The 22,289-nt window shown below is 71.9% G+C and carries 21 protein-coding genes and 2 pseudogenes; 10 read left to right on the top strand and 13 right to left on the bottom strand.

All coding sequences use genetic code 11. The annotated features are described in order from the left end of the window. The first annotated feature begins 85 nt into the window (after positions 1–85). Positions 86–502, top strand: a complete 417-nt coding sequence (locus Sfulv_RS18360; RefSeq protein WP_173315445.1) for a DUF4307 domain-containing protein — start codon at positions 86–88, stop codon at positions 500–502. A gap of 143 nt (positions 503–645) precedes the next feature. Next, positions 646–1,143, top strand: coding sequence for a transcription elongation factor GreA (gene greA / locus Sfulv_RS18355; RefSeq protein WP_173315443.1), 498 nt, complete (start codon positions 646–648; stop codon positions 1,141–1,143). 70 nt (positions 1,144–1,213) lie between these two features. Here greA and Sfulv_RS18350 read toward each other — a convergent pair whose 3' ends face one another. The 3 genes from Sfulv_RS18350 to ilvA all read right to left on the bottom strand — a co-directional run bounded on the left by Sfulv_RS18350 (position 1,214) and on the right by ilvA (position 4,355). Further along, positions 1,214–2,065 (bottom strand): ABC transporter permease, encoded by an 852-nt coding sequence (locus Sfulv_RS18350; RefSeq protein ID WP_173315441.1) that lies wholly within the window; start codon positions 2,063–2,065, stop codon positions 1,214–1,216. Next, entirely contained in the window at positions 2,062–3,042 is a 981-nt protein-coding gene (locus tag Sfulv_RS18345) for an ATP-binding cassette domain-containing protein (RefSeq protein WP_173315439.1), read from the bottom strand. The genes Sfulv_RS18350 and Sfulv_RS18345 overlap by 4 nt, the downstream gene beginning before the upstream one ends. Before the next feature lie 83 nt (positions 3,043–3,125). Next, a complete protein-coding gene (gene ilvA / locus Sfulv_RS18340; protein ID WP_173315437.1) occupies positions 3,126–4,355 on the bottom strand; it encodes a threonine ammonia-lyase in 1,230 nt (409 codons plus the stop codon). Positions 4,356–4,510: 155 nt separating this feature from the next. Here ilvA and Sfulv_RS18335 point away from each other — a divergent pair, with 155 nt between their 5' ends. Beyond that, a complete protein-coding gene (locus tag Sfulv_RS18335) occupies positions 4,511–5,041 on the top strand; it encodes a MarR family winged helix-turn-helix transcriptional regulator (RefSeq protein ID WP_173315435.1) in 531 nt (176 codons plus the stop codon). Between the two features lie 156 nt (positions 5,042–5,197). Here the strand turns inward: Sfulv_RS18335 and Sfulv_RS18330 are convergent, their stop codons facing one another. Continuing rightward, complete coding sequence (locus tag Sfulv_RS18330; RefSeq protein ID WP_173315433.1) at positions 5,198–6,343, bottom strand: cystathionine gamma-synthase; 1,146 nt, start codon at positions 6,341–6,343, stop codon at positions 5,198–5,200. A gap of 68 nt (positions 6,344–6,411) precedes the next feature. On the opposite strand from Sfulv_RS18330, the gene Sfulv_RS18325 reads away from it, so the two are divergent. After that, positions 6,412–7,515: a hypothetical protein gene (locus Sfulv_RS18325; protein WP_173315431.1), complete on the top strand. Its 1,104-nt coding sequence runs from the start codon at positions 6,412–6,414 to the stop codon at positions 7,513–7,515. An 83-nt stretch (positions 7,516–7,598) separates the two neighbouring features. Beyond that, the gene (msrA, locus tag Sfulv_RS18320) at positions 7,599–8,300 is read left to right on the top strand and encodes a peptide-methionine (S)-S-oxide reductase MsrA (protein WP_173315429.1); all 702 of its coding nucleotides are present in this window, start codon (positions 7,599–7,601) and stop codon (positions 8,298–8,300) included. A 58-nt stretch (positions 8,301–8,358) separates the two neighbouring features. On the opposite strand, the gene Sfulv_RS18315 is transcribed toward msrA, so the two are convergent. Both Sfulv_RS18315 and gdhA read right to left on the bottom strand, forming a co-directional pair. After that, the gene (locus Sfulv_RS18315) at positions 8,359–8,748 is read right to left on the bottom strand and encodes a helix-turn-helix domain-containing protein (RefSeq protein WP_173315427.1); all 390 of its coding nucleotides are present in this window, start codon (positions 8,746–8,748) and stop codon (positions 8,359–8,361) included. A gap of 256 nt (positions 8,749–9,004) precedes the next feature. After that, positions 9,005–10,383, bottom strand: a pseudogene (gdhA, locus tag Sfulv_RS18310) (NADP-specific glutamate dehydrogenase). Positions 10,384–10,849: 466 nt separating this feature from the next. Here gdhA and Sfulv_RS18305 point away from each other — a divergent pair. After that, complete coding sequence (locus Sfulv_RS18305; protein ID WP_173315425.1) at positions 10,850–11,332, top strand: RDD family protein; 483 nt, start codon at positions 10,850–10,852, stop codon at positions 11,330–11,332. Positions 11,333–11,552: 220 nt separating this feature from the next. On the opposite strand, the gene Sfulv_RS18300 is transcribed toward Sfulv_RS18305, so the two are convergent. Both Sfulv_RS18300 and Sfulv_RS18295 read right to left on the bottom strand, forming a co-directional pair. Next, positions 11,553–12,824, bottom strand: a complete 1,272-nt coding sequence (locus Sfulv_RS18300; protein WP_173315423.1) for a L,D-transpeptidase — start codon at positions 12,822–12,824, stop codon at positions 11,553–11,555. Between the two features lie 241 nt (positions 12,825–13,065). Continuing rightward, positions 13,066–13,509, bottom strand: a complete 444-nt coding sequence (locus Sfulv_RS18295; RefSeq protein ID WP_246353162.1) for a hypothetical protein — start codon at positions 13,507–13,509, stop codon at positions 13,066–13,068. A gap of 108 nt (positions 13,510–13,617) precedes the next feature. On the opposite strand from Sfulv_RS18295, the gene Sfulv_RS18290 reads away from it, so the two are divergent. Then, the gene (locus Sfulv_RS18290) at positions 13,618–13,923 is read left to right on the top strand and encodes a hypothetical protein (protein ID WP_173315421.1); all 306 of its coding nucleotides are present in this window, start codon (positions 13,618–13,620) and stop codon (positions 13,921–13,923) included. A gap of 7 nt (positions 13,924–13,930) precedes the next feature. Here Sfulv_RS18290 and hutH read toward each other — a convergent pair whose 3' ends face one another. From hutH to Sfulv_RS18265, 5 genes are all read right to left on the bottom strand, one after another. Continuing rightward, on the bottom strand, positions 13,931–15,490 hold the full coding sequence (gene hutH / locus Sfulv_RS18285) for a histidine ammonia-lyase (RefSeq protein WP_173315419.1): 1,560 nt from the start codon (positions 15,488–15,490) through the stop codon (positions 13,931–13,933). A 129-nt stretch (positions 15,491–15,619) separates the two neighbouring features. Next, positions 15,620–16,774 carry a GGDEF domain-containing protein gene (locus Sfulv_RS18280; RefSeq protein WP_173315417.1) on the bottom strand — a complete coding sequence of 385 codons (1,155 nt, stop codon included), beginning with the start codon at positions 16,772–16,774 and terminating at the stop codon, positions 15,620–15,622. Between the two features lie 117 nt (positions 16,775–16,891). Further along, positions 16,892–17,704, bottom strand: a complete 813-nt coding sequence (locus Sfulv_RS18275; RefSeq protein WP_173315415.1) for an enoyl-CoA hydratase/isomerase family protein — start codon at positions 17,702–17,704, stop codon at positions 16,892–16,894. A gap of 98 nt (positions 17,705–17,802) precedes the next feature. Then, positions 17,803–19,005 carry an adenylate/guanylate cyclase domain-containing protein gene (locus Sfulv_RS18270; RefSeq protein ID WP_173315414.1) on the bottom strand — a complete coding sequence of 401 codons (1,203 nt, stop codon included), beginning with the start codon at positions 19,003–19,005 and terminating at the stop codon, positions 17,803–17,805. A 196-nt stretch (positions 19,006–19,201) separates the two neighbouring features. Continuing rightward, complete coding sequence (locus Sfulv_RS18265) at positions 19,202–20,056, bottom strand: biotin--[acetyl-CoA-carboxylase] ligase (protein WP_173315412.1); 855 nt, start codon at positions 20,054–20,056, stop codon at positions 19,202–19,204. 197 nt (positions 20,057–20,253) lie between these two features. On the opposite strand from Sfulv_RS18265, the pseudogene Sfulv_RS18260 reads away from it, so the two are divergent. From Sfulv_RS18260 to mmpB, 3 genes and pseudogenes are all read left to right on the top strand, one after another. Beyond that, positions 20,254–21,842: pseudogene (locus Sfulv_RS18260) on the top strand (acyl-CoA carboxylase subunit beta). A 14-nt stretch (positions 21,843–21,856) separates the two neighbouring features. Further along, positions 21,857–22,063 (top strand): acyl-CoA carboxylase subunit epsilon, encoded by a 207-nt coding sequence (locus Sfulv_RS18255; RefSeq protein WP_173315410.1) that lies wholly within the window; start codon positions 21,857–21,859, stop codon positions 22,061–22,063. A gap of 92 nt (positions 22,064–22,155) precedes the next feature. Then, positions 22,156–22,284: a morphogenic membrane protein MmpB gene (gene mmpB / locus Sfulv_RS30550; protein ID WP_256668981.1), complete on the top strand. Its 129-nt coding sequence runs from the start codon at positions 22,156–22,158 to the stop codon at positions 22,282–22,284. The last annotated feature ends 5 nt before the right edge of the window (positions 22,285–22,289 follow it).

Here is a 22,289-nt window from a genome sequence, read left to right as displayed (position 1 = left end):
CGGTCGGGTGGCGGGTGGGCGGCTTCTATAGTGACCGAACCGGGGGGCGGAAAATTCCTCGATCCCCGGTACAGGAGGAACGATCATGACCGCGGTACGCGAGGCGTTGCCCGACGAGCGCTACGGCCGGTCCCAGGACCAGCGCGCCGACCGCAAGCTCAAGATCATCGGCGCGGTGCTGGGCGCCGTCCTGCTGGGCGTGGTCGTCTGGACAGGGGTCGACTACGTCGGCGGCCAGGACATCAGCGCCGAGGTCATCAAGTCCAAGATCGTCTCCGACGACCGGGCCGAGGTCCACCTGGAGGTCCGCAAGGACCGGGACGCCGGCGGCTACTGCACGCTGCGCTCGCTGAGCGAGGACGGCGGCGAGGTCGCCCGCAAGGACTTCCGCTTCGACGCGCGGGCCGAGCGGATCGACGAGGTCGTCTCCCTGCGGACGACGGCGAGGGCGACCGCGGTCGAGCTGATGGGCTGCACCGCCGACGGCGGGTCGCGGCGCTGACCTGGCCGGTCACCGCGTATGCCGGTGACCTTCTCCCCCTTTTCCTGCGGAATTGTTAGGCTCGTGGTTTCGCCCAACCGTGGAAGCACATGCTTCTGGGTAGGGCGATGCTTTGTATTCCCAGTACCGACGAGGAGCACCCTGTGACCCAGACCAGCGATAACGTCACCTGGCTCACGCCGGAGGCGTACAACCAGCTGAAGGCCGAGCTGGAGTACCTGTCTGGTCCCGCGCGCACGGAGATCGCCGTCAAGATCGCGGCGGCCCGTGAGGAGGGTGACCTCCGGGAGAACGGCGGGTACCACGCGGCCAAGGAGGAGCAGGGCAAGATGGAGCTCCGGGTGCGCCAGCTGACGCAGCTCCTGGAGCACGCCAAGGTGGGCGAGGCGCCTGCCGACGACGGCGTGGTGGAGCCCGGCATGATCGTGACGATCGCCTTCGACGGCGACCCGGACGACACCCTGGAGTTCCTTCTCGCCTCGCGCGAGTACGCCAGCTCGGACCTTGAGACCTTCTCCCCGCAGTCTCCGCTCGGCTCGGGCGTCAACGGCAAGCGGATGGGCGAGGACGCCGAGTACGAGCTGCCGAACGGCAAGATCGCCAAGGTGAAGATCCTCGCGGCGAAGCCCTACAAGGGCTGAGCCGCCCCGTTCCGGACAGCGGTGGGCCCCGGTCGTTCGCGCACGGCCGGGGCCCGTCGGCGTGTCCGGGTCAGACGGTCGCCGAGCGGTACTTGCGGACCGCGAGGGTCCGGAACACCACGATGATCACGGTCGACCAGAGCAGGGACGCCAGGACCGGGTGCTGCATCGGCCAGGCGTCGGACTGCGACACGCCCGGGTTCCCGAAGAGCTCCCGGCACGCCTGCACGGTCGCGCTGAACGGGTTCCAGTCGGCGATCGGCTGGAGCCAGGACACCATCTGGCTGGAGTCCACGAAGGCGTTCGAGACGAACGTCACCGGGAAGAGCCAGATCAGCCCGCCGGAGGTGGCCGCCTCGGGGGTACGGACGGACAGCCCGATCAGTGCGCCGATCCAGGAGAACGCGTACCCCAGGAAGAGCAGCAGCCCGAAAGCGGCCAGCGCCTTGGGCAGGCCCTCGTGGACGCGCCAGCCCACCAGGAGCGCGACGATCGCGAGGACGACCACGGTCAGCGTCGTCTGCACGAGGTCGGCGAGCGTACGCCCGGTGAGCACCGCGCCGCGCGCCATCGGCAGGGAGCGGAACCGGTCGATGAGTCCCTTGTGCATGTCGTCGGCGATGCCCGCTCCGGCGCCCGCCGTGGCGAAGGTGACGGTCTGGGCGAAGATGCCCGCCATCAGGAACTCCCGGTAGGTCCCGGGGTCGGTGGAGCCCCCGACGCTCATGGAGCCGCCGAACACGTAACTGAACAGCACCACGAACATGATCGGCTGGATGAGCCCGAAGATGACCATCTCGGGGATGCGGGTCATCCGGATCAGATTGCGCTTGGCGACGACCAGCGAGTCGGTGACGGACTGCGCGAGCCCGCCGCGCGGTCGGGGCGCCTGCACCTGGGCGGCGTCCTGCACTGCGGTCATGCCACGGTCTCCTTGTCGGTCTCGCCGTTCGTCTCCAGCTCGGCGGCGTGACCGGTGAGCGACATGAAGACGTCGTCGAGGGTGGGGCGGCGCAGGCCGATGTCGTCGATCTCGACGCCGCGGGCGTCGAGGTCCCGGATGACCTCGGCGAGCAGCTTCGCGCCGCCGCTGACCGGGACGGTCAGTTTGCGGCTGTGCGCGGCGACGGAGACCTCGCCCTCTCCGAGGACGGTCAGCACCTCGCGGGCCCGTTCGATCTCCTCGCGCCGGTGGACGACCACCTCGACGCGCTCGCCACCGGTGCGCGCCTTCAGCTGGTCGGATGTGCCGCGCGCGATGACCTTGCCGTGGTCGATGACGCAGATGTCGTCGGCGAGGTGGTCGGCCTCCTCCAGATACTGGGTGGTCAGCAGGAGTGTCGTACCGCTCGCGACGAGTTCCTGGATGACCTCCCACAGCTGCTGCCGGTTGCGTGGGTCGAGGCCGGTCGTCGGCTCGTCCATGAACATGACGGGCGGCGAGACGACGAGGGCCGCGGCGAGGTCGAGCCGGCGGCGCATACCGCCGGAGTACGTCTTGGCGGTCCGGTCGGCGGCGTCGGCGAGGTTGAACCGCTCCAGGAGCTGCCCCGCCCGGGCCTTGGCGTCGCGACCGCTCATCTGGTAGAGCTGTCCGACCATCTGGAGGTTCTCACGGCCGGTCAGGTACTCGTCGACGGCGGCGAACTGGCCGGACAGACCGATCGAGCGGCGGACCTCGTTGGGATGTTTCAGTACGTCGATGCCCGCGACGACCGCCGTGCCGCTGTCCGGCCGGAGCAGTGTGGTCAGGACGCGCACGGCGGTGGTCTTACCGGCCCCGTTGGGCCCGAGGAGACCGAGGACGGTGCCTTCGGGCACGTCCAGGTCCACCCCGTCCAGTGCTCGGACATCACCGAAGGTCTTCACCAGACCTTCGGCGTATATAGCGCCTGGCATGTGGGCTTCCCCCAGTTGCTATTGAGTGACTTCCCTCCAGATCCTAGGGACGCCACGACCGGCGCGCGCGGGGAAGCGGGGAATCAGTCCATCACCAGGTAGCCCGCGTCGCGCAGCGCCGCCGCCACCTCCCCGCAGTGCGCGGGGCCCTTCGTCTCCAGGTGCAGTTCGACCTCCGCCTCGGTGAGGCCGAGGCGGGGATCGGTCCGCAGGTGGCTCACGTCGAGGACGTTGGCGTCGGCGACGGAGAGCGTGGCGAGGAGGGTGGCGAGCGCCCCCGGGCGGTCGGTCAGCCGGAGCCGCAGGCTCAGGTAGCGGCCCGCGGCCGCCATGCCGTGGGTGAGGACGCGCTGCATGAGGAGGGGGTCGACGTTGCCGCCGGACAGCACCGCGACGACAGGCCCTTCGAACGCCTTCGGGTCGCTGAGCAGGGCTGCCACGGGGCTGGCACCGGCCGGTTCGACGACCATCTTCGCGCGCTCCAGGCAGAGCAGCAGGGCACTGGACAGCTCGTCCTCGGAGACCGTACGGACCTCGTCGACGAGGTCCCGCACCAGACGGAACGGGATGTCGCCCGGGCGTCCCACCCTGATCCCGTCGGCCATCGTCTGCGGCGACTCGACGGCCACCGGGTGGCCGGCGGCGAGCGAGGGCGGGTATCCGGCGGCGCCCGCGGCCTGCACACCGACGATCCTGACGTCGGGGCGCAGCGCCTTCACGGCGACCGCGATGCCCGCGGCGAGGCCGCCGCCACCGATCCCGACGACGATGGTGCGCACCTCCGGGCACTGTTCGAGGATCTCCAGTCCCACGGTGCCCTGCCCGGCGATGACGTCGGGGTGGTCGAACGGGTGGATGAGGACGGCACCGGTCCGCCGCGCGTACTCCTCGGCGGCGGCGAGCGTCTCGTCGACGACCTGGCCGTACATCCGGACCTCCGCGCCGTACTCGCGGGTCGCGGAGACCTTGGGCATGGGTGCGCCGACCGGCATGAAGACCGTGGAGCCCACGCCGAGCAGCGAGGAGGCGAGCGCCACCCCCTGTGCGTGGTTGCCGGCACTCGCGGCGACCACCCCGGCCGCCCGCTCCTCCGGGGTGAGCCCCGAGATCCGTACGTAGGCGCCGCGCAGTTTGAACGATCCGGTGCGCTGGAGGTTCTCGCACTTGAGCTGGACCGGTGCCCCGACCAGCTCGGTCAGGTACCGGCTGCCCTCCATCGCGGTCACCCTGGCCACGCCCGAGAGCATCTTCCACGCCCCGCGGACGTCGTCGAGGATCACGGGGGGAGAGGGGTGCGACGTACGGAAGGTCATGTCGGCAAGTCTCGCAGCCCTGGCCTGCCGGGGCCGAGCTGTCTCATGGCGGACTGCGGTGGTGTTCACGGGTTCGTGCAGCGCTGGTACGTGTTGCCCCGTGGCCGCGTACTCTGTCCCCCACTCATCCGACACCGCACGAAGAGAGCCCGGCCATGCCCCCTCAGGACATGACGACTGCTGCGTCTCCTTCCGGGGGCACCGCCTCCGGTAACCCGGGTACCGACCACCTTCTCGACGCGCTTCAGCACCAGGTGGCCGTCTTCGCCCGCCGTGCCGAACAGACCCGTCTCGGAGGCGTGGGCCAGGTCCGCAACTCCATGGACCGGGCCGCCTATCTGCTGCTGAACCGGCTGGACAAGGAGGGACCGATGGGCGTCAAGGCGCTGGCCGCCGGCATGGGCATCGACTCCTCCACCGTGACCCGCCAGGTCGCCCCCCTCGTCGACACCGGTCTGGTCAAGCGCACCTCGCACCCGGAGGACGGCCGCGCGGTCGTGCTCCAGCTGTCCCCGCGCGGGAAGGCCCGCCTCGACGAGGTCCGCGCCTCGCGCCGCGAGCTGATGTCGCAGGTGACGGACGACTGGAGCACCGAGGAGCGGGACACGTTCTGCGTGCTGCTCACCCGGTTCAACGCGGCGCTGGCCGCGCGGCAGGCCGCGCACCAGGCCCAGCCGGAGGACTGACCGCCCTGCGGGGCCGGTGACACGGCCGCCCGCGCGACGCCCCGGCGGACCCGCCCTGGCAGCGCCGGTCCGCGGTACGGGCCGAGGAGGCCGACGCACGGGCCCGCCCGGCGGCCTGGTGCGCACCCGCCGCCGGACGGGGGTTCGCGGACATCCCTAGCCGAGCGCCTGGGTGAGGTCGGCCAGCAGGTCGTCGGCGTTCTCGATGCCCACGGAGAGGCGGACCAGGTCGGCCGGGACCTCCAGCGGAGAGCCGGCGGCGGACGCGTGCGTCATCCTGCCGGGGTGCTCGATGAGCGACTCGACGCCGCCGAGCGACTCACCGAGCGTGAAGAGCCGGGCGCGGTCGCAGACCTCGACGGCCGCCTCCTCGCCGCCCGCGACGCGGAACGAGACCATTCCGCCGAACGCCTTCATCTGCTTGGCGGCGATCTCGTGCCCCGGGTGCTCGGGCAGCCCCGGGTACAGGACGCTGTCCACCTTGGGGTGGCGGGTCAGCAGGTCGGCGACCTTGGTGGCGTTCTCGTCGTGCCGGTCCATGCGGACCGCGAGCGTCTTGATGCCGCGCAGCACCAGCCACGCGTCGAACGGTCCGGCGACCGCGCCCATCGCGTTCTGGTGGTAGGCCAGCTCCTCGGCCAGGGCGGCGTCCTCGGCGATCAGCGCGCCGCCGACGACGTCGGAGTGCCCGCCCATGTACTTGGTGGTGGAGTGCACCACGACGTCCGCGCCGAGGGAGAGCGGCTGCTGGAGGTAGGGGCTGGCGAAGGTGTTGTCGACGACCAGCCGCGCCCCCGCCTGACGGGCGACTCCGGCGACGGCCTCGATGTCCGTGATGCCGAGGAGCGGGTTGGACGGGGTCTCCACCCAGATCACCTTGGTACGGGAGGTGATGGCCGCCCTGACCGCGCCGACGTCCGAGGTGTCCGCGACGGAGAACTGCACGCCCCAGCGCGAGGCAACCTTCGCGAACAGCCGGAACGTGCCGCCGTAGGCGTCGTTCGGGATGACCACGTGGTCGCCTGGCGTGAGCAGCGTACGGAGCAGGCAGTCCTCGGCGGCGAGGCCGGACGCGAAGGCGAGCCCGCGGCGGCCGCCTTCCAGCGCCGCCAGGTTCTCCTCCAGGGCGGTACGGGTCGGATTGGCGCTGCGGCTGTACTCGTAGCCCCCGCGCAGTCCGCCCACGCCGTCCTGCTTGTACGTGGACACCTGGTAGATGGGCGGAACAACGGCGCCGGTGAGGGGATCGGCGGTGTTTCCCGCGTGGATCGCGAGAGTCTCGAAGCTGTGCTGGTCGCTCATGAGGACCGAGCGTAGTTCGTCACGAGGGCGCTCACGGGGTCACTGCGCCGTCCGGGGACAATGGGCGTATGGAGATTCTCTGGTTCCTGATCGCGCTGTGCATGCTCGCCGCCGTCGTCGGCCCCTTCGTGCTGCGCCGCCGGGGCGGTATCCGTCAGGTCGCGCCCGGCTCCCCCGACGCCGCCGACCCGGACGCGTACGGATTCCTGCGCCAGGAGGAGCTGGACGTCCGGATGCCGGGGCCGGACGAGGACCTCATCGACGTCCTGGACGTCGTGCAGGCCACCCAGGACTGGCGGGCCGCGTCCCAGTTGCTGGCCGGCACGCCCAAGGAGAGCGAGGTGCGGTGGCAGCGGGTGCAGGCGTTCGCCGGCGCGGCCTCGCTGGAGCTGATGCGGCAGCCGGGGACCGGCGGCGCGTGGCTGCGCACCTGGCGGGCGCAGGCCCCCAAGGACGCGGGGGGCGCGGCGGTGCACGCGGAGTTCCTGGTGCAGCAGGCGTGGCGCTCGTCCGGGGCGGGCGAGGACGACTTCCGGATCATCCTGGAGGAGGCCCGTACGGTCTGCGGCGAGGCCGCTCTGCTGGCGCCGGGCGACCCTGTCCCGTACATCGTGGAGCTGGCGGTGGCGCGTGGACTCGGTTACCCGCACGAGCGGTTCGACCAGCTCTGGGCGAAGATCATCGACCGGGCCCCGGCCCACATGGGCGCGCACATCGCGGCGCTGCACTTCTGGTGCGAGAAGTGGCACGGCTCGCGCGAGGAGGCCGAGCGGTTCGCCACCACGGCGGCCGCCCGCGCCCCTCGGGGCTCGCTGCTGGCGGCGCTGCCGCTGTTCGCGGTCTACGAGCACCTGCCCGAGGTCAATCTGGTGCAGGGCTTCTACCGGGGCGCCGTGGTGACGAAGGCGGTCGAGGGCGCCCTGTTCGCGGTGCACGCGGCCCGCGCCGACGACCCGATGCTCGCGCACGTGCGCCATCTGCTGGTGCTGTTCCTGGTCCGGATGGAACGCTGGTCGGAGGCGATGCACCAGCTCGTCCACATCGACGGCCACGTGGGCGCCCTGCCGTGGAGCCAGGGCCCTGACCCGGCCGCCGAGTACACGGTGTACCGGGCGCTCGCGGTCGGGGGCTACGAGGCGAACGGCGGCAGCCCGGCGACCCTGCCGCGCTAGGCCGTCCCGGGCGGGGCGCCGGAATCCGTGGCGGCCTTCCCGTGTTGTACGCACTGCACACCCAGCCCCGGAGGAGCCCCCGCATGTTTCTGAATCACCGCACCCCGCAGCTCCCCACCCCCGAGGAGGCGCTGCGCGGCCGTCCCACCCCCGAGTTCACCGTCCCCTCCCGCCACACGGTGCTCGGCAACCCCCTGGTGGGCCCGTATCCGCAGGGGCTGGAGGTCGCCGACTTCGCCCTGGGCTGTTTCTGGGGAGCCGAGCGCAAGTTCTGGCAGACGGAGGGCGTGTGGACCACCCTGGTCGGATACCAGGGCGGATACACCGAGAACCCCTCGTACGAGGAGACCTGCTCGGGTCTGACCGGCCACACGGAGGCGGTCCGAGTCGTCTTCGACCCCCGGGTCGTCTCGTACGCCGAGCTCCTCAAGCTCTTCTGGGAGTCCCACAACCCGACGCAGGGCTTCCGCCAGGGCAACGACGTGGGCACCCAGTACCGCTCGGCGCTCTACCCGCACACGCCGGAGCAGGCCGAGGCGGCGACCGCCTCCCGCGAGGCGTACCAGCAGGTCCTCACCGGAGCGGGCTACGGCGAGATCACGACGGAGATCCTCCCGGCCGAGGGCCGCCCCTTCTGGCCGGCGGAGGCTTACCACCAGCAGTACCTGGACAAGAACCCGGACGGCTACTGCGGCATCGGCGGTACGGGCGCGAAGCTGAGCGCCCCCTCGGAGACGAACTGGGGCCGGTCCTGCCCGACGGGCATCGCCCCGGCCCCCGAGTAGACGGCGCCGGCCGCTGGAGCCCCGAGAAGGCTGCCCGGGCAACCCCGGTAACCGCCCGTCAGGCCGCGAGGCTGACCTCCCCCTGGCGCGGGGTGTGCCGCGCCGGGCGGGAGGCCGTGCCTATGCGGCGGGCCGGGGCCGGTTCCGTACGGGAGAGGCGGACCAGCTCGCGGTGGGAGAGGGCCAGGAGGTCGGCGAGGGCCAGCCCGAGGGCGCGGGCGGCCGCCGCCAGCACCTCGGAGGAGGGTTCCTTCAGCCCGCGCTCCACCTCGGAGAGGTAGGGCATCGAGATCCGGGCGTCCTCGGCCACGTCCTTGAGCGTCCGCTCCTGGGCGAGCCGCTCGCGGCGCAGTACGTCGCCGACGACATCCCGCCAGAGCGGCTCTCTGGCGGCGGGGCCGGGACGCAGGGGAATGACGCGGGCTCGGCTCTGGGCGTGGCTGCTCATCACCCCAGCCTAGGAGCCCGGCGCCCGGCGCGGGAGGTGGAAGCCTTCCGCTCCGGGCGGATCTGCTGTGGGCCGATTCAGGTGTCACCTAACCCGCACCGGGATCGGAATTCCGGGAGGCCCCGGCGAGCGGGCAGGACGACGTCCGGGGGGCGGCGGACCGGGTGGCGCAGCTGACGAGAACCGGGGACGGCGCCAGGAGCGGGCGCCCGGGACGCGTGCCGCGCCCCGGGCCGTGGCCGGGTGGGTCGGTGACTCAGATCAGGCCCTGGGCCAGCATCGCGTCCGCCACCAGTTCGAAGCCCGCGATGTTCGCGCCCACGACGTAGTTGCCGGGGCTGCCGTACCGCTCGGCCACCGTGTAGCAGGAGTCGTGGATGTGGCGCATGATCTCCGCGAGCCGCTCCTCGGTGCGGGAGAAGGTCCAGGATTCGCGCGAGGCGTTCTGCTGCATCTCCAGCGCGCTGGTCGCCACCCCGCCCGCGTTGGCCGCCTTGCCGGGGCGAAGGCGACGCCCGCCTCCTGGAAGACGTGGACGGCCTCGGGGGTGGTGGGCATGTTCGCGCCTTCGGCGACCGCCTTGACGCCGTTGCGTACCAGGGTCAGCGCGTCGGCCTCCCCCAGCTCGTTCTGGGTCGCGCAGGGCAGGGCCACATCCACGGGAACGCTCCAGACGCCCGCACCGGAGACGTAGCGCACGTGCGGGCCGCGGCGCTCGGCGTACTCGGAGATCCGGCCGCGCCCCTCCTCCTTGACCTCCTTGAGGAGGGCGAGGTCGATGCCCTTCTCGTCCACCACGTAACCACCCGAGTCGGAGCAGGTCACCACGGTCGCGCCGAGCTGCTGGGCCTTTTCGACGGCGTAGATCGCCACATTGCCCGAACCCGACACCGCGACGCGCCGGCCGTCGAGGGAGTCGCCGCGGCTCCGGAGCATCTCGGCGGTGAACAGGACGCAGCCGTAGCCGGTCGCCTCCGTGCGCCCCTGGGCGCCGCCCCAGCCGAGGCCCTTGCCGGTGAGCACGCCGGACTCGTAACGGTTGGTGATCCGCTTGTACTGACCGAAGAGATAGCCGATCTCCCGGCCTCCCACGCCGATGTCACCCGCGGGAACATCGGTGTACTCGCCCAGGTGGCGGTGGAGTTCCGTCATGAACGACTGGCAGAACCGCATGACCTCGGCGTCGGAGCGGCCCTTGGGGTCGAAGTCCGAGCCGCCCTTGCCGCCGCCGATCGGCATCCCGGTGAGGGCGTTCTTGAAGATCTGCTCGAAGCCGAGGAACTTCACGATGCCGAGGTTGACCGAGGGATGGAAGCGCAGCCCGCCCTTGTAGGGGCCGAGCGAGCTGGAGAACTCGACGCGGAAGCCGCGGTTCACGTGGATCGTGCCGGAGTCGTCCGACCACGGCACCCGGAAGATGAGCTGACGCTCGGGCTCGCAGAGCCGCTCGATGATCCGGGCGTCCACGAACTCCGGCCGCTGCGCCAGGACCGGGCCGAGGGTGTCGAGGACCTCCCGCACCGCTTGGTGGAACTCCTTCTCACCCTGGTTGCGTCGCAGAATCTCCGCGTAGAGCGGCTCGATGACACGCTCCGCGGCACCGTGCGGGCTTATGGAGTCAGAAATGGTCGGCATCTGATCAGGACCTTCCCTGGGTGGGCGTCACGTGCTGCGGCACCCCCTGTCCGCGAGGGCGCCCACGACCCCGTCCGGGACCGTCGCACCGGCCGATGGTCCCAGCGCGGTCCGCAGATCCGCAGCGGGCATCCGGATGGTGACCCTGCCCCCGGAGGGCCGCCCCCGCACCAGCCGGCCCGGGTGGCGAAGCTCACAGCCGTCCGGGCAACGCGAGCCGGATGTCCGCTATGTGCGGGAGGGAGACGCGACAGCGGACGATCGGCCATGATGCCGTAATGAATGCGCCATGGGGGCACAGCAGCAGTCAACATCCTTACGCAGAACGTCCGTTGTACGGAAGGCGACGGCCCGGCAACCCTCCGGTGAGCCGGTCCGCGCCCCCGGGCCCGTCCGCCTGGCGGCACCCCTACGGCTCGTCCGGGCCCTTACGCCCCCGCCCGCCATCCCCTCCGGCGGCGGTGACATGCGGCGGCACCTCGCGGTCGCCGTGGACTGCTACCTGTCTCTGCTGGCGGCGGGGCTGCTGACCCGTCCGCACGCGGGGACGTCCGAGGCGGGCCAGGCCCTGCCCCTGCTGCTCGCCTTCGCGCTGGTGCTCTCGTTCGCCAACCAGGTCCTCCTGACGATGGCGGTCCGGGCCAGCGCGGGCAAGCTGCTGATGGGGGTACGGGTCGTGGAGATGCCCGGCGTCGGGCGGCCGGGTCCCGGCAGGCTGGTGCGGCGCTGGTTGCTCGGGCTCTGCTGGGTGGGGATGCGGCCCTGGCGCCGGCTGCGCGCACTCTCCGCCGCCGCCCGGAACGGCGGAGTGCTCCGGGGCGGCGAGGGCGGACAGGGCGGCCCAGGCGGCGAGGACGGCGATCCGCACGGCGATCTGGCCGGTCTCCGGCAGGTGCGCCACGCGGACCTGCTGGCCTACCGTGCGGCCCTCGCCGAGCGGGCGGCCTGAGACCGGACCCGCCCGGCGGCGAGCGGCCGGGGGCAGGCGGCTGCGTCCTCCAGGGCGGGGAGGGTGGGGACGACGACGGTCATGGCGTACGTGGCCGCCGCACCGGAGCCTGGTGCCCTGCACACCCGCCTCGGCCCCGCACGGAACGCCGAAGGCGGCGGCACCGGGAAACCGGGGTGCCGCCGCCTTCGTACGCGGGGTGCTGAGGCCGGGCGGTGGATCAGACGGCGGAACCCGCCTGCCACTCGGCCCAGTTCATGTTCCAGCCGTTGAGCCCGTTGTCGGGCTTGATGGTCTTGTCCGGGGAGTTCTTGACGATGACCACGTCACCGACCATGGAGTTGTTGAAGAACCAGGCCCCCGGCGCGTTCGGGTCGCCCGCGCCCTTCACGTCGGCCAGGCCCACACAGCCGTGGCTGGTGTTGGCGCTGCCGAACATCGACTTGGCGCCCCAGTAGTTGCCGTGGATGAAGGTGCCCGAGGTCGAGAGCCGCATGGCGTGCGGCACGTCCTTGATGTCGTACTCGCCCTTGCCGTCGTCGTCGGTGAAGCCGACCGTGGCGCCGTCCATCCGGGTCTCCTTGAACTTCTCGGAGATCACCATCTGACCGTTGTACGTCGGGTTCTCCGAGGAGCCGGCCGAGATCGGGATGGACTTGATCGTCTTCCCGTCCTGGGTGACGGTCATCGTCTTCGTCTTGACGTCGACGGTGGAGACCTGGTTGCGGCCGACCTTGAAGGTGACCGTCTTCTCCTGGACCCCGAAGACGCCGTCCGCGCCCTCGACGCCGTCGAGCTTGAGCTTCAGCGAGACGGTGGAGCCCCCCTGCCAGTACTCCTGGGGACGCAGGTCCAGACGTTGCGAGTTGAACCAGTGGCCGACGACCTGCTGGCCGCTGCTCGAGGTGACCTCGATGCCGTCCTGGACGGCCTTCCGGTCGGTGATCGGCTTGTTGAAGTTGATCGAGACCGGCATGCCGACGCCGACGGTGGAACCGTCCTCGGGCGTGAAGTTGCCGATGAAGCTGTTGTCGGGCGAGACGGTGGTGAAGGAGCTGTTCTCGTGCGCCGCACGGCCCTTGGCGTCCGTCGCGGTCGCGGTGATCCGGTACGTGGTCGAGCGCTCCAGCTGCCCGCTGGGGACCCAGCTCATACCGTCGTCGGCGAGGGTGCCCTCGACGCTCTGGCCGGCCGACGTGGTCATGGTGACCTCGGTCAGCTTGCCCTTGGTGACGGTGACCTTCGCGTCCTTGTTGATGCTCGCGTTGGTCGCCCCGTTCTTCGGCGCGATGGTTATCTGCGCCTCCGAGGTCTCCTTGGCCGCCGCTTCGTCCACCTGAGCCTGCGACTTCTTCGAGCTCTCCGCACTGGGAGCGGCGCTCACGCCGCCTTCGTCGCTACAGGCCGAGAGCACCAGTACGCCGCCGAGCAGTGCGGACACGGCCGCGAGGCCCCTGCGCCGCTTGCTGTCCGTCATCACACGCTTCTCCATCGTTGCCGATTCCCCAAAATCCCCGGACGGGTCCGCCGGACGGCGTTTCCCCGTCAATGATCCAAGAACACCCGAAACGGGTGGTCGGTTCCACATCCCCGGAAGATGTGGGGAACACCACTCACCGACGCGGTGGCGTCGCCACCGGTTCCCGCCGCCGGACACCTGAGGGGCGCCGGTACGGTACCGGCCCCGGTCCGCTCTCGGATGCGGGCCGGGGCCGGGTTGTCACGCTCCTGGCCTACCGTTCCGCGTCGGCTCGCTCGCCGTCGCCCTGCCCATTGTCCTCCACCTCGCCGCCCTCACCGGCGCCCTCGAATCCGTAACCGCTCCCGTCGTCGTCCTCGCCGCCGTCCCAGTCCTCGGACCAGTCCTCGGCGTCGGGGTCGTAGTCGACCGTCTCGCTGCTCCAGGACGCCTGGGCGAGCTCCACCCCGGGTACCTCGCTGACCAGGTCGAGAGGGTCGACGAGTGAGGCGATGGCCTCCGCACCGTCTTCCCGGACCGTGGCCTCGGCATGCGTGCGCTCCTCGGCCGGTTCGCCCGGGCCGGGGCCGAGGCCCGCCGCGGCGTACTCGGCGGCGATGCCCGCCAGGGCACTGCCGGTCAGGGCTTCGGCGTCGGTGATCTCCAGCACCATCTCCACGCGAAGCCGAACAAACCTGGATGTCTCTGAAGTGGTCATAGCCGGGAGCGTAAGGCTCCTGGAGTCCACGGCTTTCCCACGACCCGCTGCTTTGCTTAGCATCGGCACACGGGGCTGACTGATGGTTGTCGCAAGGGGATCGTTTCTGTGTCCATCGCTCGTCGCACGCTGCTGACCACCACCGCCGCGGGCACCCTGCTCTGCGCTCTGTGGTTCGTCCCCTCCGCCAACGCGACCGGCTCCGGCGGTACGCACGAGGCCGCCGGTTCCGTACGGAGCCAGGGGGCCGTGCCCGCCGGGCGGACCGCCGCGGACCCCGTACTCGCCGACACTGGGGCGGGGGCCGACACCACCCCGTACCTGATCGGCGGTACGGCGTTCCTGCTGGTGGGTGCCGGCTCCGTCGCCTGCTCGGCTCGGACGGGCCCGCTCGGGGGCCCGTCCGGCGCCTGAAGACGCCTCAGGCCAGCGGCCCGGTGACCCGCTCCACGGCCGCGACCAGCTTCCCCTCGCGTACGAAGGCGTCGGCACCGGCCAGGTCGGGGGCGAGGAACCGGTCGGGGCCCGGCCCCCGCACGCCCGCCGCGCGCAGCGCCTCGATGGCGGCGAGCGAGGCGGGGGCGGGGGTCAGCCCCTGCGCGGCGCGCAGTTCGACGGCGCGGGTCGCCGCGTACAGCTCGACGGCAACGATCCTCGCCAGGCCGGTGACGGCGGTACGGAGCTTGCGCGCCGCCGACCAGCCCATCGAGACGTGGTCCTCCTGCATGGCGGAGGACGGGATCGAGTCGGCGGACGCCGGGACGGCGAGCCGCTTCATCTCGCTGACGAGGGCGGCCTGCGTGTACTGGGCGATCATCAGCCCCGAGTCCACCCCGGCGTCCTCGGCCAGGAACGGCGGCAGCCCGTGCGAGCGGTTCCTGTCCAGGAGCCGGTCGGTGCGGCGCTCGGAGATCGAGCCGAGGTCGGCGGCAACGATCGCCAGGAAGTCGAGCACGTAGGCGACGGGCGCGCCGTGGAAGTTGCCGTTGGACTCGACCCTGCCGTCCGGCAGCACGACGGGGTTGTCGACCGCCGAGGCCAGCTCGCGCCCCGCGACCACGGATGCGTACGCGAGGGTGTCGCGCCCCGCCCCGTTGACCTGGGGCGCGCAGCGCACCGAGTAGGCGTCCTGGACGCGCGGCGCCTCGCCCGTGTTCCCGGCGTGCCGTCCCGTGAGGCCGGAGCCGGCGAGTACCCGCAGCATGTTCTCGGCGCTGGCGCCCTGGCCGGGGTGCGGGCGGATGGCGTGCAGCTCGGGCGCGAGGACCCTGTCCGAGCCGAGCAGCGCCTCCAGGGAGAGGGCGGCGGTGATGTCGGCCGAGAGGTAGAGGTTCCTGAGGTCGGCCAGGGCCAGCACGAGCATGCCCAGCATGCCGTCGGTGCCGTTCAGGAGGGCGAGGCCCTCCTTCTCGTGCAGTTCGACGGGGGTGATGCCGTGGGCGGCCAGCAGCTCGCCCGCGGGGCGCACGGTACCGTCCGGGCCTTCCGCCTCACCCTCGCCCATCAGCGTCAGGGCGCAGTGGGAGAGCGGGGCCAGGTCGCCGGAGCAGCCGAGCGAGCCGTACTCGTGGACCACGGGGGTGATGCCCGCGTTCAGCACGTCGGCCATGGTCTGCGCGACTTCGGGGCGTACGCCGGTGTGGCCGGACGCCAGCGTCTTCAGCCGCAGGAACATCAGGGCGCGGACGACTTCCCGCTCGACGCGGGGACCCATGCCCGCAGCGTGCGAGCGCACGATGTTGCGCTGGAGCTGGACGCGGAGCTCGGGGCTGATGTGGCGGCTGGCGAGGGCGCCGAAGCCCGTGGAGACGCCGTAGACCGGCTCGGGCTTGGCGGCGAGCGCCTCCACCACCTCGCGGGCGGCGGCAAGCGCGTCCACGGCTGCGGCCGAGAGCTCGACGCGGGCGTCCGCGCGGGCCACGGCGATGACGTCCTCGGGGGTGGTACCGGACGTCCCCACCACGACTGTATGCATATCCATATTCAGAAGCCTACGGATTGAAACCGCCCATGTCACTAGTGATGTCACCCGTGGTCCTCCGGTTGACCCCTTACCGGCCTCGACCTCGGACCAGCCCCGACCAGCCCCGGACCGGCCCGGGACCCGCGTTCAGGGCCGGTTGCCGCGCAGCCTGCGCCGGTCGTGCGCCGGCTTCGGCGGGGAGTCGGCGAGCCGGATCACCTCACCGTCGCGCCCGGCCACCACCGGCTTCACCGACCGCGCCGCCTTGGCCCGGTACTGGGCCGCGTCGGCCAGCCGGAAGAGCCTGCGCGCCGACCGCAGCGGACCGATGGGGTCGCCGGTGGAGGCCACCCCGCAGGCGACCCCGTCACCCAGTTCCAGCAGGGACGCCCGCTCGCAGAGCTCCGTGGCCACCCGGACCACGTCGTCCGACCCGGGCCCGAGGGTCAGCAGACAGAACTCGTCCCCGCCCAGACGTGCGGCCAGCGCGCCCGGCAGTATCGCGCCGCACAGGGACAGCACCGAGCCGAAACGTTCCAGCAGACGGTCACCCACCTCGTGCCCGTGCGTGTCGTTGACCGTCTTGAGGCCGTTCAGATCGCAGACGACCAGACTGACCACGGCGCCGTCCGCACGGTGCCGCTCCACCGCCTCGTCGAGCCGGATGTCCACGGCCCGGCGGTTGGCGAGGCCGGTGAGCGGATCGGTGAAGGCCAGCTTGCGGACCTCCTCCAGCCGCTCCGTCTGCGCGATCCCGGCCGCGACGACTGCGGCCAGGACCGTCGCGAAGTCGGCGTCGTCCCGGCCGAACACCGGCTGCCCAGCGGAGCGGGCCACGTAGAGCTCACCCCAGGCCCGCCCGTGCAGCACGATCGGCGCCACCACGCAGCAGCCCCGTCCGCGCCTGCGCAGGGCGGCGACCCGCTGATGACAGAACGGGCGCGCGCCCCGCGCCTGCGCCTCCTCGGAAGGGGCGCCGTCCGCGGTCTCCACCCAGGCGTCCGGTTCACCGCCGCCCGCCCAGCGCTCATGGAGGAACTCGGTGATCTCCGGGAACCGGTGCACCGGGTACGTCTCCTCCTCGGGGAACTCCTCCTCCCCCTCGGCCCGCTCACCCGCGTTCACCAGCACCCGCAGCCGTCCGCGCTCACGCTCCCACACGGAGAGCGCCGCGAAACTGCCGTCCAGCGCCTCGCACGCCCTCAGCGCCGCCGCACGCCACGACTCCCGCGGGGTGTAGGCCGCGGCCATCGACTGCGCAAGGGAAACCACGGCCCGCAGCCGCGCATCGTCACCAGCCATCGGCCCAGCTTATGCAGGTCTGTGATGATTTGATCAGTTCGGGGCCGGCGGGCTCCCCCGTGAGCCCCGGAGGAGCCGCCCCGGCGTCACCCCCTGTCACGGCGTACCGCCCGCCGCTCACTCCCCGGGCCAGTCCGGCTTCCGCTTCTCGTTGAACGCGGCCACACCCTCCGCCCGGTCCCCGGAGAAGGCCACCGACCGCCAGGCCGCGTCCTCCACCTCCAGGCCCGCCCGCAGATCGAGCCCGTGCCCCAGGCGCAGCGCCCGCTTGGCCGCGCGCAGTCCCACGGGCGAGTTGGCGGCGATCCGGCCGCCGAGCGCCAGCGCCTCCTCCCGGTCGCGGCCCTCATCGACCAGCTCGTCGACGAGCCCCAGCTCCCGCGCCTCGGCCGCCCGCACCCGGCGCGCGGTGAAGACCAGCTCGGCGGCGCGGGCCGCCCCGACCCGGCGCGGCAGCAACTGCGTACCCCCGCCGCCCGGAATGACCCCGACCGACACCTCGGGCAGCCCGACGACCGCCGTGCGGTCGGCCACGATGAGGTCGCAGGCGAGCGCCAGCTCGAATCCCCCGCCGAGCGCGAAGCCGTGCACCGCGGCGATCGTGGGCATCGGCAGCTCCAGTACGCCGGTGTAGGCGGCACGGGCGGTGGGCCGCTGGCGTACCAGCTCGGCGTCGGTGAGGGAGTTGCGCTCCTTGAGGTCCGCGCCCACGCAGAAGGCGCGCTCGTGGGAGGAGGTGAGCACGGTGACCCGTACCCCGCCGTCCGCGCCGAGCGCCGCGCAGGCGGCCCCGATCGAACGGGCCATGTCCGTGGACACGGCGTTCATCGCCCCGGGCCGGTCGAGCACCAGCTCCGCCACGTGCTCCTGGCCCTCGTGCCGCCGTACGGCGACGAACTCCCCGAACCGCTGCTCGGACGTGACGGTCATGGCTGCACCCCTCCGGTGAACGGGCTCGGCTGTTAACGAGCGTTACCGGGCGATCCTAGGGCGCGGCCGTCCCGGTGAACATGGATCAGCGGGGTCCGTCAGGAAGAGGAGCCGGGTGCGGTGCGCCGCGCCAGCAGCCACGGCTCCACGACCCCGAGCCCGCGCACCGGCCGCTGCCACATCGGCTGGAGACCGAAGCGGTAGCGCGGCAGGGCGGGCTCGACGGACTCCCGGCCCTCCTTCTCGGCCAGTCGCGCGCGCTCGGCCGCGGCCGCGGCCTCCTCGGCCGCCTGCGCCTCGGACGCGGGTGCGTCACCGGTCCGCGTGAGCTCCTTGGCGAACGCCCCGTCGACGAGTACGGCGTCCTTCGGAGCTATCGAGGTGAGCCGGCTGGCGAGGTTGACCGTGGTCCCGAAGACATCGCCCATCCGGGTGGTGACCGTGCCGAAGGCGATGCCGACGCGCAGCGCGGGCATGGTCTCGTTCAAGGCCATCGCCTCGACCAGCCGAAGCGCTATCTCGGCCGCCGTGCCCGCGTCGTCGGCGGCGAAGAGCACCTCGTCGCCGAGCGTCTTGATGAGCCGTCCGCCGTGCGCGGCGACCAGGTCGGCCGCGGTCGTCTCGAACGCCTCGACGAGCTCACCGAGTGCCTCCTCCTCCAGCCGCCGGGTCAGCCGCGTGAAGCCGACCAGGTCGGCGAAGCCGACGGCGAGCCTGCGGTCGACCATCTCCTCGTCGTCGGCCGCCTGCACCACCCGGCCGGTCGCGGCGGCGAGCTGGCGCCGCCATACGTACACCAGGAACTCCTCCAGCTCGGGCAGGAGCAGCTCGACCAGCGGATACGTGACCTCGGTACGGGTCATCCCCGGCTCGGGGGGCTCCGTCAGCCCCTCCAGGAAGGAATCGATCTGCCATTCCGCCAGCCGGGCGGTGGTCTGCCCGGTGGACCGCGCGACCTGGATCGCCATCGGCTCGCTGAGCAGCCCCGCCTCGACGAGTCCGGCGAGGCGGCGCAGGGCCAGCACGTCGGCCTCGGTGAGCGCCCTGGCCTGTCCGATGTCGGCGAATCCCATGGCACGCCAGAACCGGGACGCCAGGTCCATGGAGACGCCCGCGGTACGGGCGGCCTGGAACGGCGTGTAGCGGCGGTCGGCCCCCAGGATCAGCTGTTCCAGCCTGATCGCCAGCGGGTCGTCGGTCGGCTCCGCCGTGTGATCGACTTCGTGATGCGGTGTCGCGTGGACCGAGGAGTCCGACGGAGGCTCCTCGCCCGCGCCGGACGTCGTGTCGTCGACGGTCACCAGCCGCCTCCTGCCCGTTCCCTGCGCACTGCCCTGCCGATCTGTCGTTGAATCGCCTCAACGATACGGCAGGTGTGCCCTACCTCACGTCGCCCGGACCCCCGGGCCCCGTCCCGCTGGGCCGGGGGTGTGAACGGCCGGGTCCGCCCGGCTGCGGGGACGCCGGGCACCGGGACCGGGGCCGCTCCGGGGCCGGTCAGCCGTCCTCCGCCCGCAGGTGGACGATGTCGCCCGCCGACACCGGCTCCTGGAGGCCGTCGCCCGTGGACAGCACGAGGCGCCCGTCACCGTCGATGGCGACGGCCTCCCCGACGAGGCGGCGGTCACCGGGCAGTTCCGCCCGTACGGTCCTGTCCAGCGTCGCGCAGCCCGCCGCGTACGCCGCCTGCAAGCCGCTCGCCGCCGCGTCCCCGTCCGCCGCGCGCCACCTTCCGTACCACTCCTCCAGCCCCCGCAGGACGGCCCGCAGGAGCGTCTCGCGGTCGGTGGACACCGCTCCGGCCAGGACGAGGGAGCCCGCCGTGGGGACGGGCAGCTCCTCCTCGCGCAGCGAGACGTTGAGCCCGATGCCGATGACGACGCCCTGCCCCGCGCGCTCGGCGAGGATGCCGCCGGCCTTGCGTTCCGCGCCGTCGACGGTGACCAGGAGGTCGTTGGGCCATTTCAGTGCCGTGTCGACGCCCGCGCTCTGCGCGAGGGCCGTCGCCGTCGCCACCCCGGCGAGCAGGGGCAGCCATCCCCAGCGCTCCACGGGTACGTCACCGGGGGTCAGGTGGACGGAGAAGAACAGCCCCGAACGCGGCGGCGCCGTCCACGTCCTGTCGAGCCTGCCGCGCCCGGCGGTCTGCTCCTCGGCGACGAGCACGGTGCCCTCGGCCAGTCCGTCCGCGCGGGCGGCGAGATCGGAGTTGGTCGAACCGGTCGTCTCCACCACGTCGACCGAGCTCCACAACGAGTCCGGCCGAAGCAGCCCACGGCGCAGCGCGGCGACGTTCAGAGGCGGCCGGTCCAGGTCCGACCAGCGGTTGTGCGGCGCATCGGAAGGTGTCATGCAAGCCACCCTAGGTGTGGGGAACGACGCACTGCCGAACGGTAGCCGCGCCGATACGCTACGAGTCAGTAGCAACCCGGCCGCCGAGCCCGTGGCCTGCCGACACCGCGTCCCCCACGCGGTCGCGCACGTCCCGGCCGGGCACCGCCGCCGAACGTTCTAGCCGTCCCCGTGACCAGGCAGGGAGCCGCCACCCGATGTCCGAGCCGCAGAGCGACATCCACACCACCGCGGGCAAGATCGCGGACCTGCAGCGACGTATTGACGAAGCCACGCACGCGGGCTCCGCACGCGCCGTGGAGAAGCAGCACGCCAAGGGCAAGCTGACCGCCCGCGAGCGGATCGGGCTCCTGCTCGACGAGGGCTCCTTCGTCGAGCTCGACGAGTTCGCCCGCCACCGCTCCACCAACTTCGGCATCGAGAAGAACCGCCCGTACGGGGACGGTGTCGTCACCGGCTACGGCACGGTCGACGGCCGCCCCGTGTGCGTGTACTCGCAGGACTTCACGATCTTCGGCGGCTCGCTCGGCGAGGTCTACGGCGAGAAGATCGTGAAGGTGATGGACTTCGCGATGAAGACCGGCTGCCCGGTCATCGGCATCAACGACGGTGGCGGCGCCCGCATCCAGGAGGGTGTGGTCGCGCTCGGACTGTTCGCGGAGATCTTCCGCCGCAACGTCCACGCCTCCGGTGTGATCCCGCAGATCTCGCTGATCGTCGGGCCGTGCGCGGGCGGCGCGGTCTACTCGCCCGCGATCACCGACTTCACGGTCATGGTCGACCGGACCTCGCACATGTTCATCACGGGCCCCGACGTCATCAAGACGGTGACCGGGGAGGACGTCGGCTTCGAGGAGCTGGGCGGCGCCCGTACGCACAACACCACCTCGGGTGTGGCGCACCACCTGGCGGGTGACGAGAAGGACGCCATCGAGTACGTCAAGTCCCTGCTCTCCTACCTGCCGTCCAACAACCTCTCCGATGCGCCCGCCTTCCCCGAGGAGGCGGACCTGGAGACGTCGGCGCAGGACCGCGAGCTCGACTCGCTGATCCCGGACTCCGCGAACCAGCCGTACGACATGCACACCGCGATCGAACACGTGCTGGACGAGGGCGAGTTCCTGGAGACGCAGGCCCTCTTCGCGCCGAACATCATCACCGGCTTCGGCCGCGTCGAGGGCTTCCCGGTCGGCATCGTCGCCAACCAGCCGATGCAGTTCGCCGGATGTCTGGACATCAACGCGAGCGAGAAGGCGGCGCGGTTCGTGCGGACCTGCGACGCGTTCAACGTCCCCGTCCTGACCTTCGTCGACGTGCCCGGCTTCCTGCCGGGCGTGGACCAGGAGTACGGCGGGATCATCCGCCGGGGCGCCAAGCTGATCTACGCGTACGCCGAGGCGACGGTCCCGCTGATCACCGTCATCACCCGCAAGGCGTTCGGCGGCGCGTACGACGTCATGGGCTCCAAGCACCTGGGGGCCGACCTCAACCTCGCCTGGCCGACCGCCCAGATCGCGGTCATGGGCGCGCAGGGCGCGGTCAACATCCTGCACCGGCGCACGATCGCCGCGGTCACGGACCCCGACGAGGCGGAGGCGACCCGCGCCGGGCTGATCGCCGACTACGAGGACGCCCTCCTCAACCCGTACGTCGCCGCCGAACGCGGCTACGTCGACGCGGTCGTCATGCCGTCCGACACCCGCGCCCACATCGTCAGGGGCCTGCGCCAGCTCCGTACCAAGCGCGAGTCCCTGCCCCGAAGAAGCACGGCAACATCCCCCTCTAGAGAGGACCCGGACCATGATCAAGGTCGTACGGGGCAATCCGACCCCGGAGGAGCTGGCCGCCGCACTGGCTGTGGTCCAGGCGCGCGCCGCGGCGACGGCCGCGGTGCCGTCCGGCGCGCCGGTGCCGCCCGAGCAGTGGTCCGACCCGGGCCGCATCGCCCGTCAGGGTGCGCTCCGGCCCGGTCCGCGCTCCTGGGCGCGGACGTACTGGCCCGTCTGAGCGGGTCGCACCCCGGGAGCCCGTCGTACGGGTGCGGCGCCTGAGTACCCGTACTCAGGCGCCGCGGCCGGAGCGGACGCAGGATCGGTTGCATGCTGTGGTCCGATCCGGAGAACGAGCCGCCCAAGGAGCTCCGCGACGCGCAGGCGATGCTGCGCCGGGCGGGGCTGCTGCTGGCGCTCGCCATGGTGATCGCCATGTTCGTCCTGGGCACCCGCTGAGCCTT

Source organism: Streptomyces fulvorobeus (assembly GCF_013167895.1).
Taxonomy (GTDB): domain Bacteria; phylum Actinomycetota; class Actinomycetes; order Streptomycetales; family Streptomycetaceae; genus Streptomyces; species Streptomyces fulvorobeus.
The sequence above is the reverse complement of the archived record's forward strand: the minus strand, read 5'-3'. Positions and strand labels throughout refer to the sequence as shown.

Bases quoted from the DNA above. Each gene is read 5' to 3' on its own strand.
- Sfulv_RS18360 (WP_173315445.1), top strand. From the start codon at position 86: ATGACCGCGGTACGCGAGGCGTTGCCCGACGAGCGCTACGGCCGGTCC.
- Sfulv_RS18350 (WP_173315441.1), bottom strand. From the start codon at position 2,065: ATGACCGCAGTGCAGGACGCCGCCCAGGTGCAGGCGCCCCGACCGCGC.
- Sfulv_RS18345 (WP_173315439.1), bottom strand. From the start codon at position 3,042: ATGCCAGGCGCTATATACGCCGAAGGTCTGGTGAAGACCTTCGGTGAT.
- ilvA (WP_173315437.1), bottom strand. From the start codon at position 4,355: ATGACCTTCCGTACGTCGCACCCCTCTCCCCCCGTGATCCTCGACGAC.
- Sfulv_RS18335 (WP_173315435.1), top strand. From the start codon at position 4,511: ATGCCCCCTCAGGACATGACGACTGCTGCGTCTCCTTCCGGGGGCACC.
- Sfulv_RS18330 (WP_173315433.1), bottom strand. From the start codon at position 6,343: ATGAGCGACCAGCACAGCTTCGAGACTCTCGCGATCCACGCGGGAAAC.
- Sfulv_RS18325 (WP_173315431.1), top strand. From the start codon at position 6,412: ATGGAGATTCTCTGGTTCCTGATCGCGCTGTGCATGCTCGCCGCCGTC.
- msrA (WP_173315429.1), top strand. From the start codon at position 7,599: ATGTTTCTGAATCACCGCACCCCGCAGCTCCCCACCCCCGAGGAGGCG.
- Sfulv_RS18315 (WP_173315427.1), bottom strand. From the start codon at position 8,748: ATGAGCAGCCACGCCCAGAGCCGAGCCCGCGTCATTCCCCTGCGTCCC.
- Sfulv_RS18305 (WP_173315425.1), top strand. From the start codon at position 10,850: ATGCGGCGGCACCTCGCGGTCGCCGTGGACTGCTACCTGTCTCTGCTG.
- Sfulv_RS18300 (WP_173315423.1), bottom strand. From the start codon at position 12,824: ATGGAGAAGCGTGTGATGACGGACAGCAAGCGGCGCAGGGGCCTCGCG.
- Sfulv_RS18295 (WP_246353162.1), bottom strand. From the start codon at position 13,509: ATGACCACTTCAGAGACATCCAGGTTTGTTCGGCTTCGCGTGGAGATG.
- hutH (WP_173315419.1), bottom strand. From the start codon at position 15,490: ATGGATATGCATACAGTCGTGGTGGGGACGTCCGGTACCACCCCCGAG.
- Sfulv_RS18280 (WP_173315417.1), bottom strand. From the start codon at position 16,774: ATGGCTGGTGACGATGCGCGGCTGCGGGCCGTGGTTTCCCTTGCGCAG.
- Sfulv_RS18275 (WP_173315415.1), bottom strand. From the start codon at position 17,704: ATGACCGTCACGTCCGAGCAGCGGTTCGGGGAGTTCGTCGCCGTACGG.
- Sfulv_RS18265 (WP_173315412.1), bottom strand. From the start codon at position 20,056: ATGACACCTTCCGATGCGCCGCACAACCGCTGGTCGGACCTGGACCGG.
- Sfulv_RS18255 (WP_173315410.1), top strand. From the start codon at position 21,857: ATGATCAAGGTCGTACGGGGCAATCCGACCCCGGAGGAGCTGGCCGCC.
- mmpB (WP_256668981.1), top strand. From the start codon at position 22,156: ATGCTGTGGTCCGATCCGGAGAACGAGCCGCCCAAGGAGCTCCGCGAC.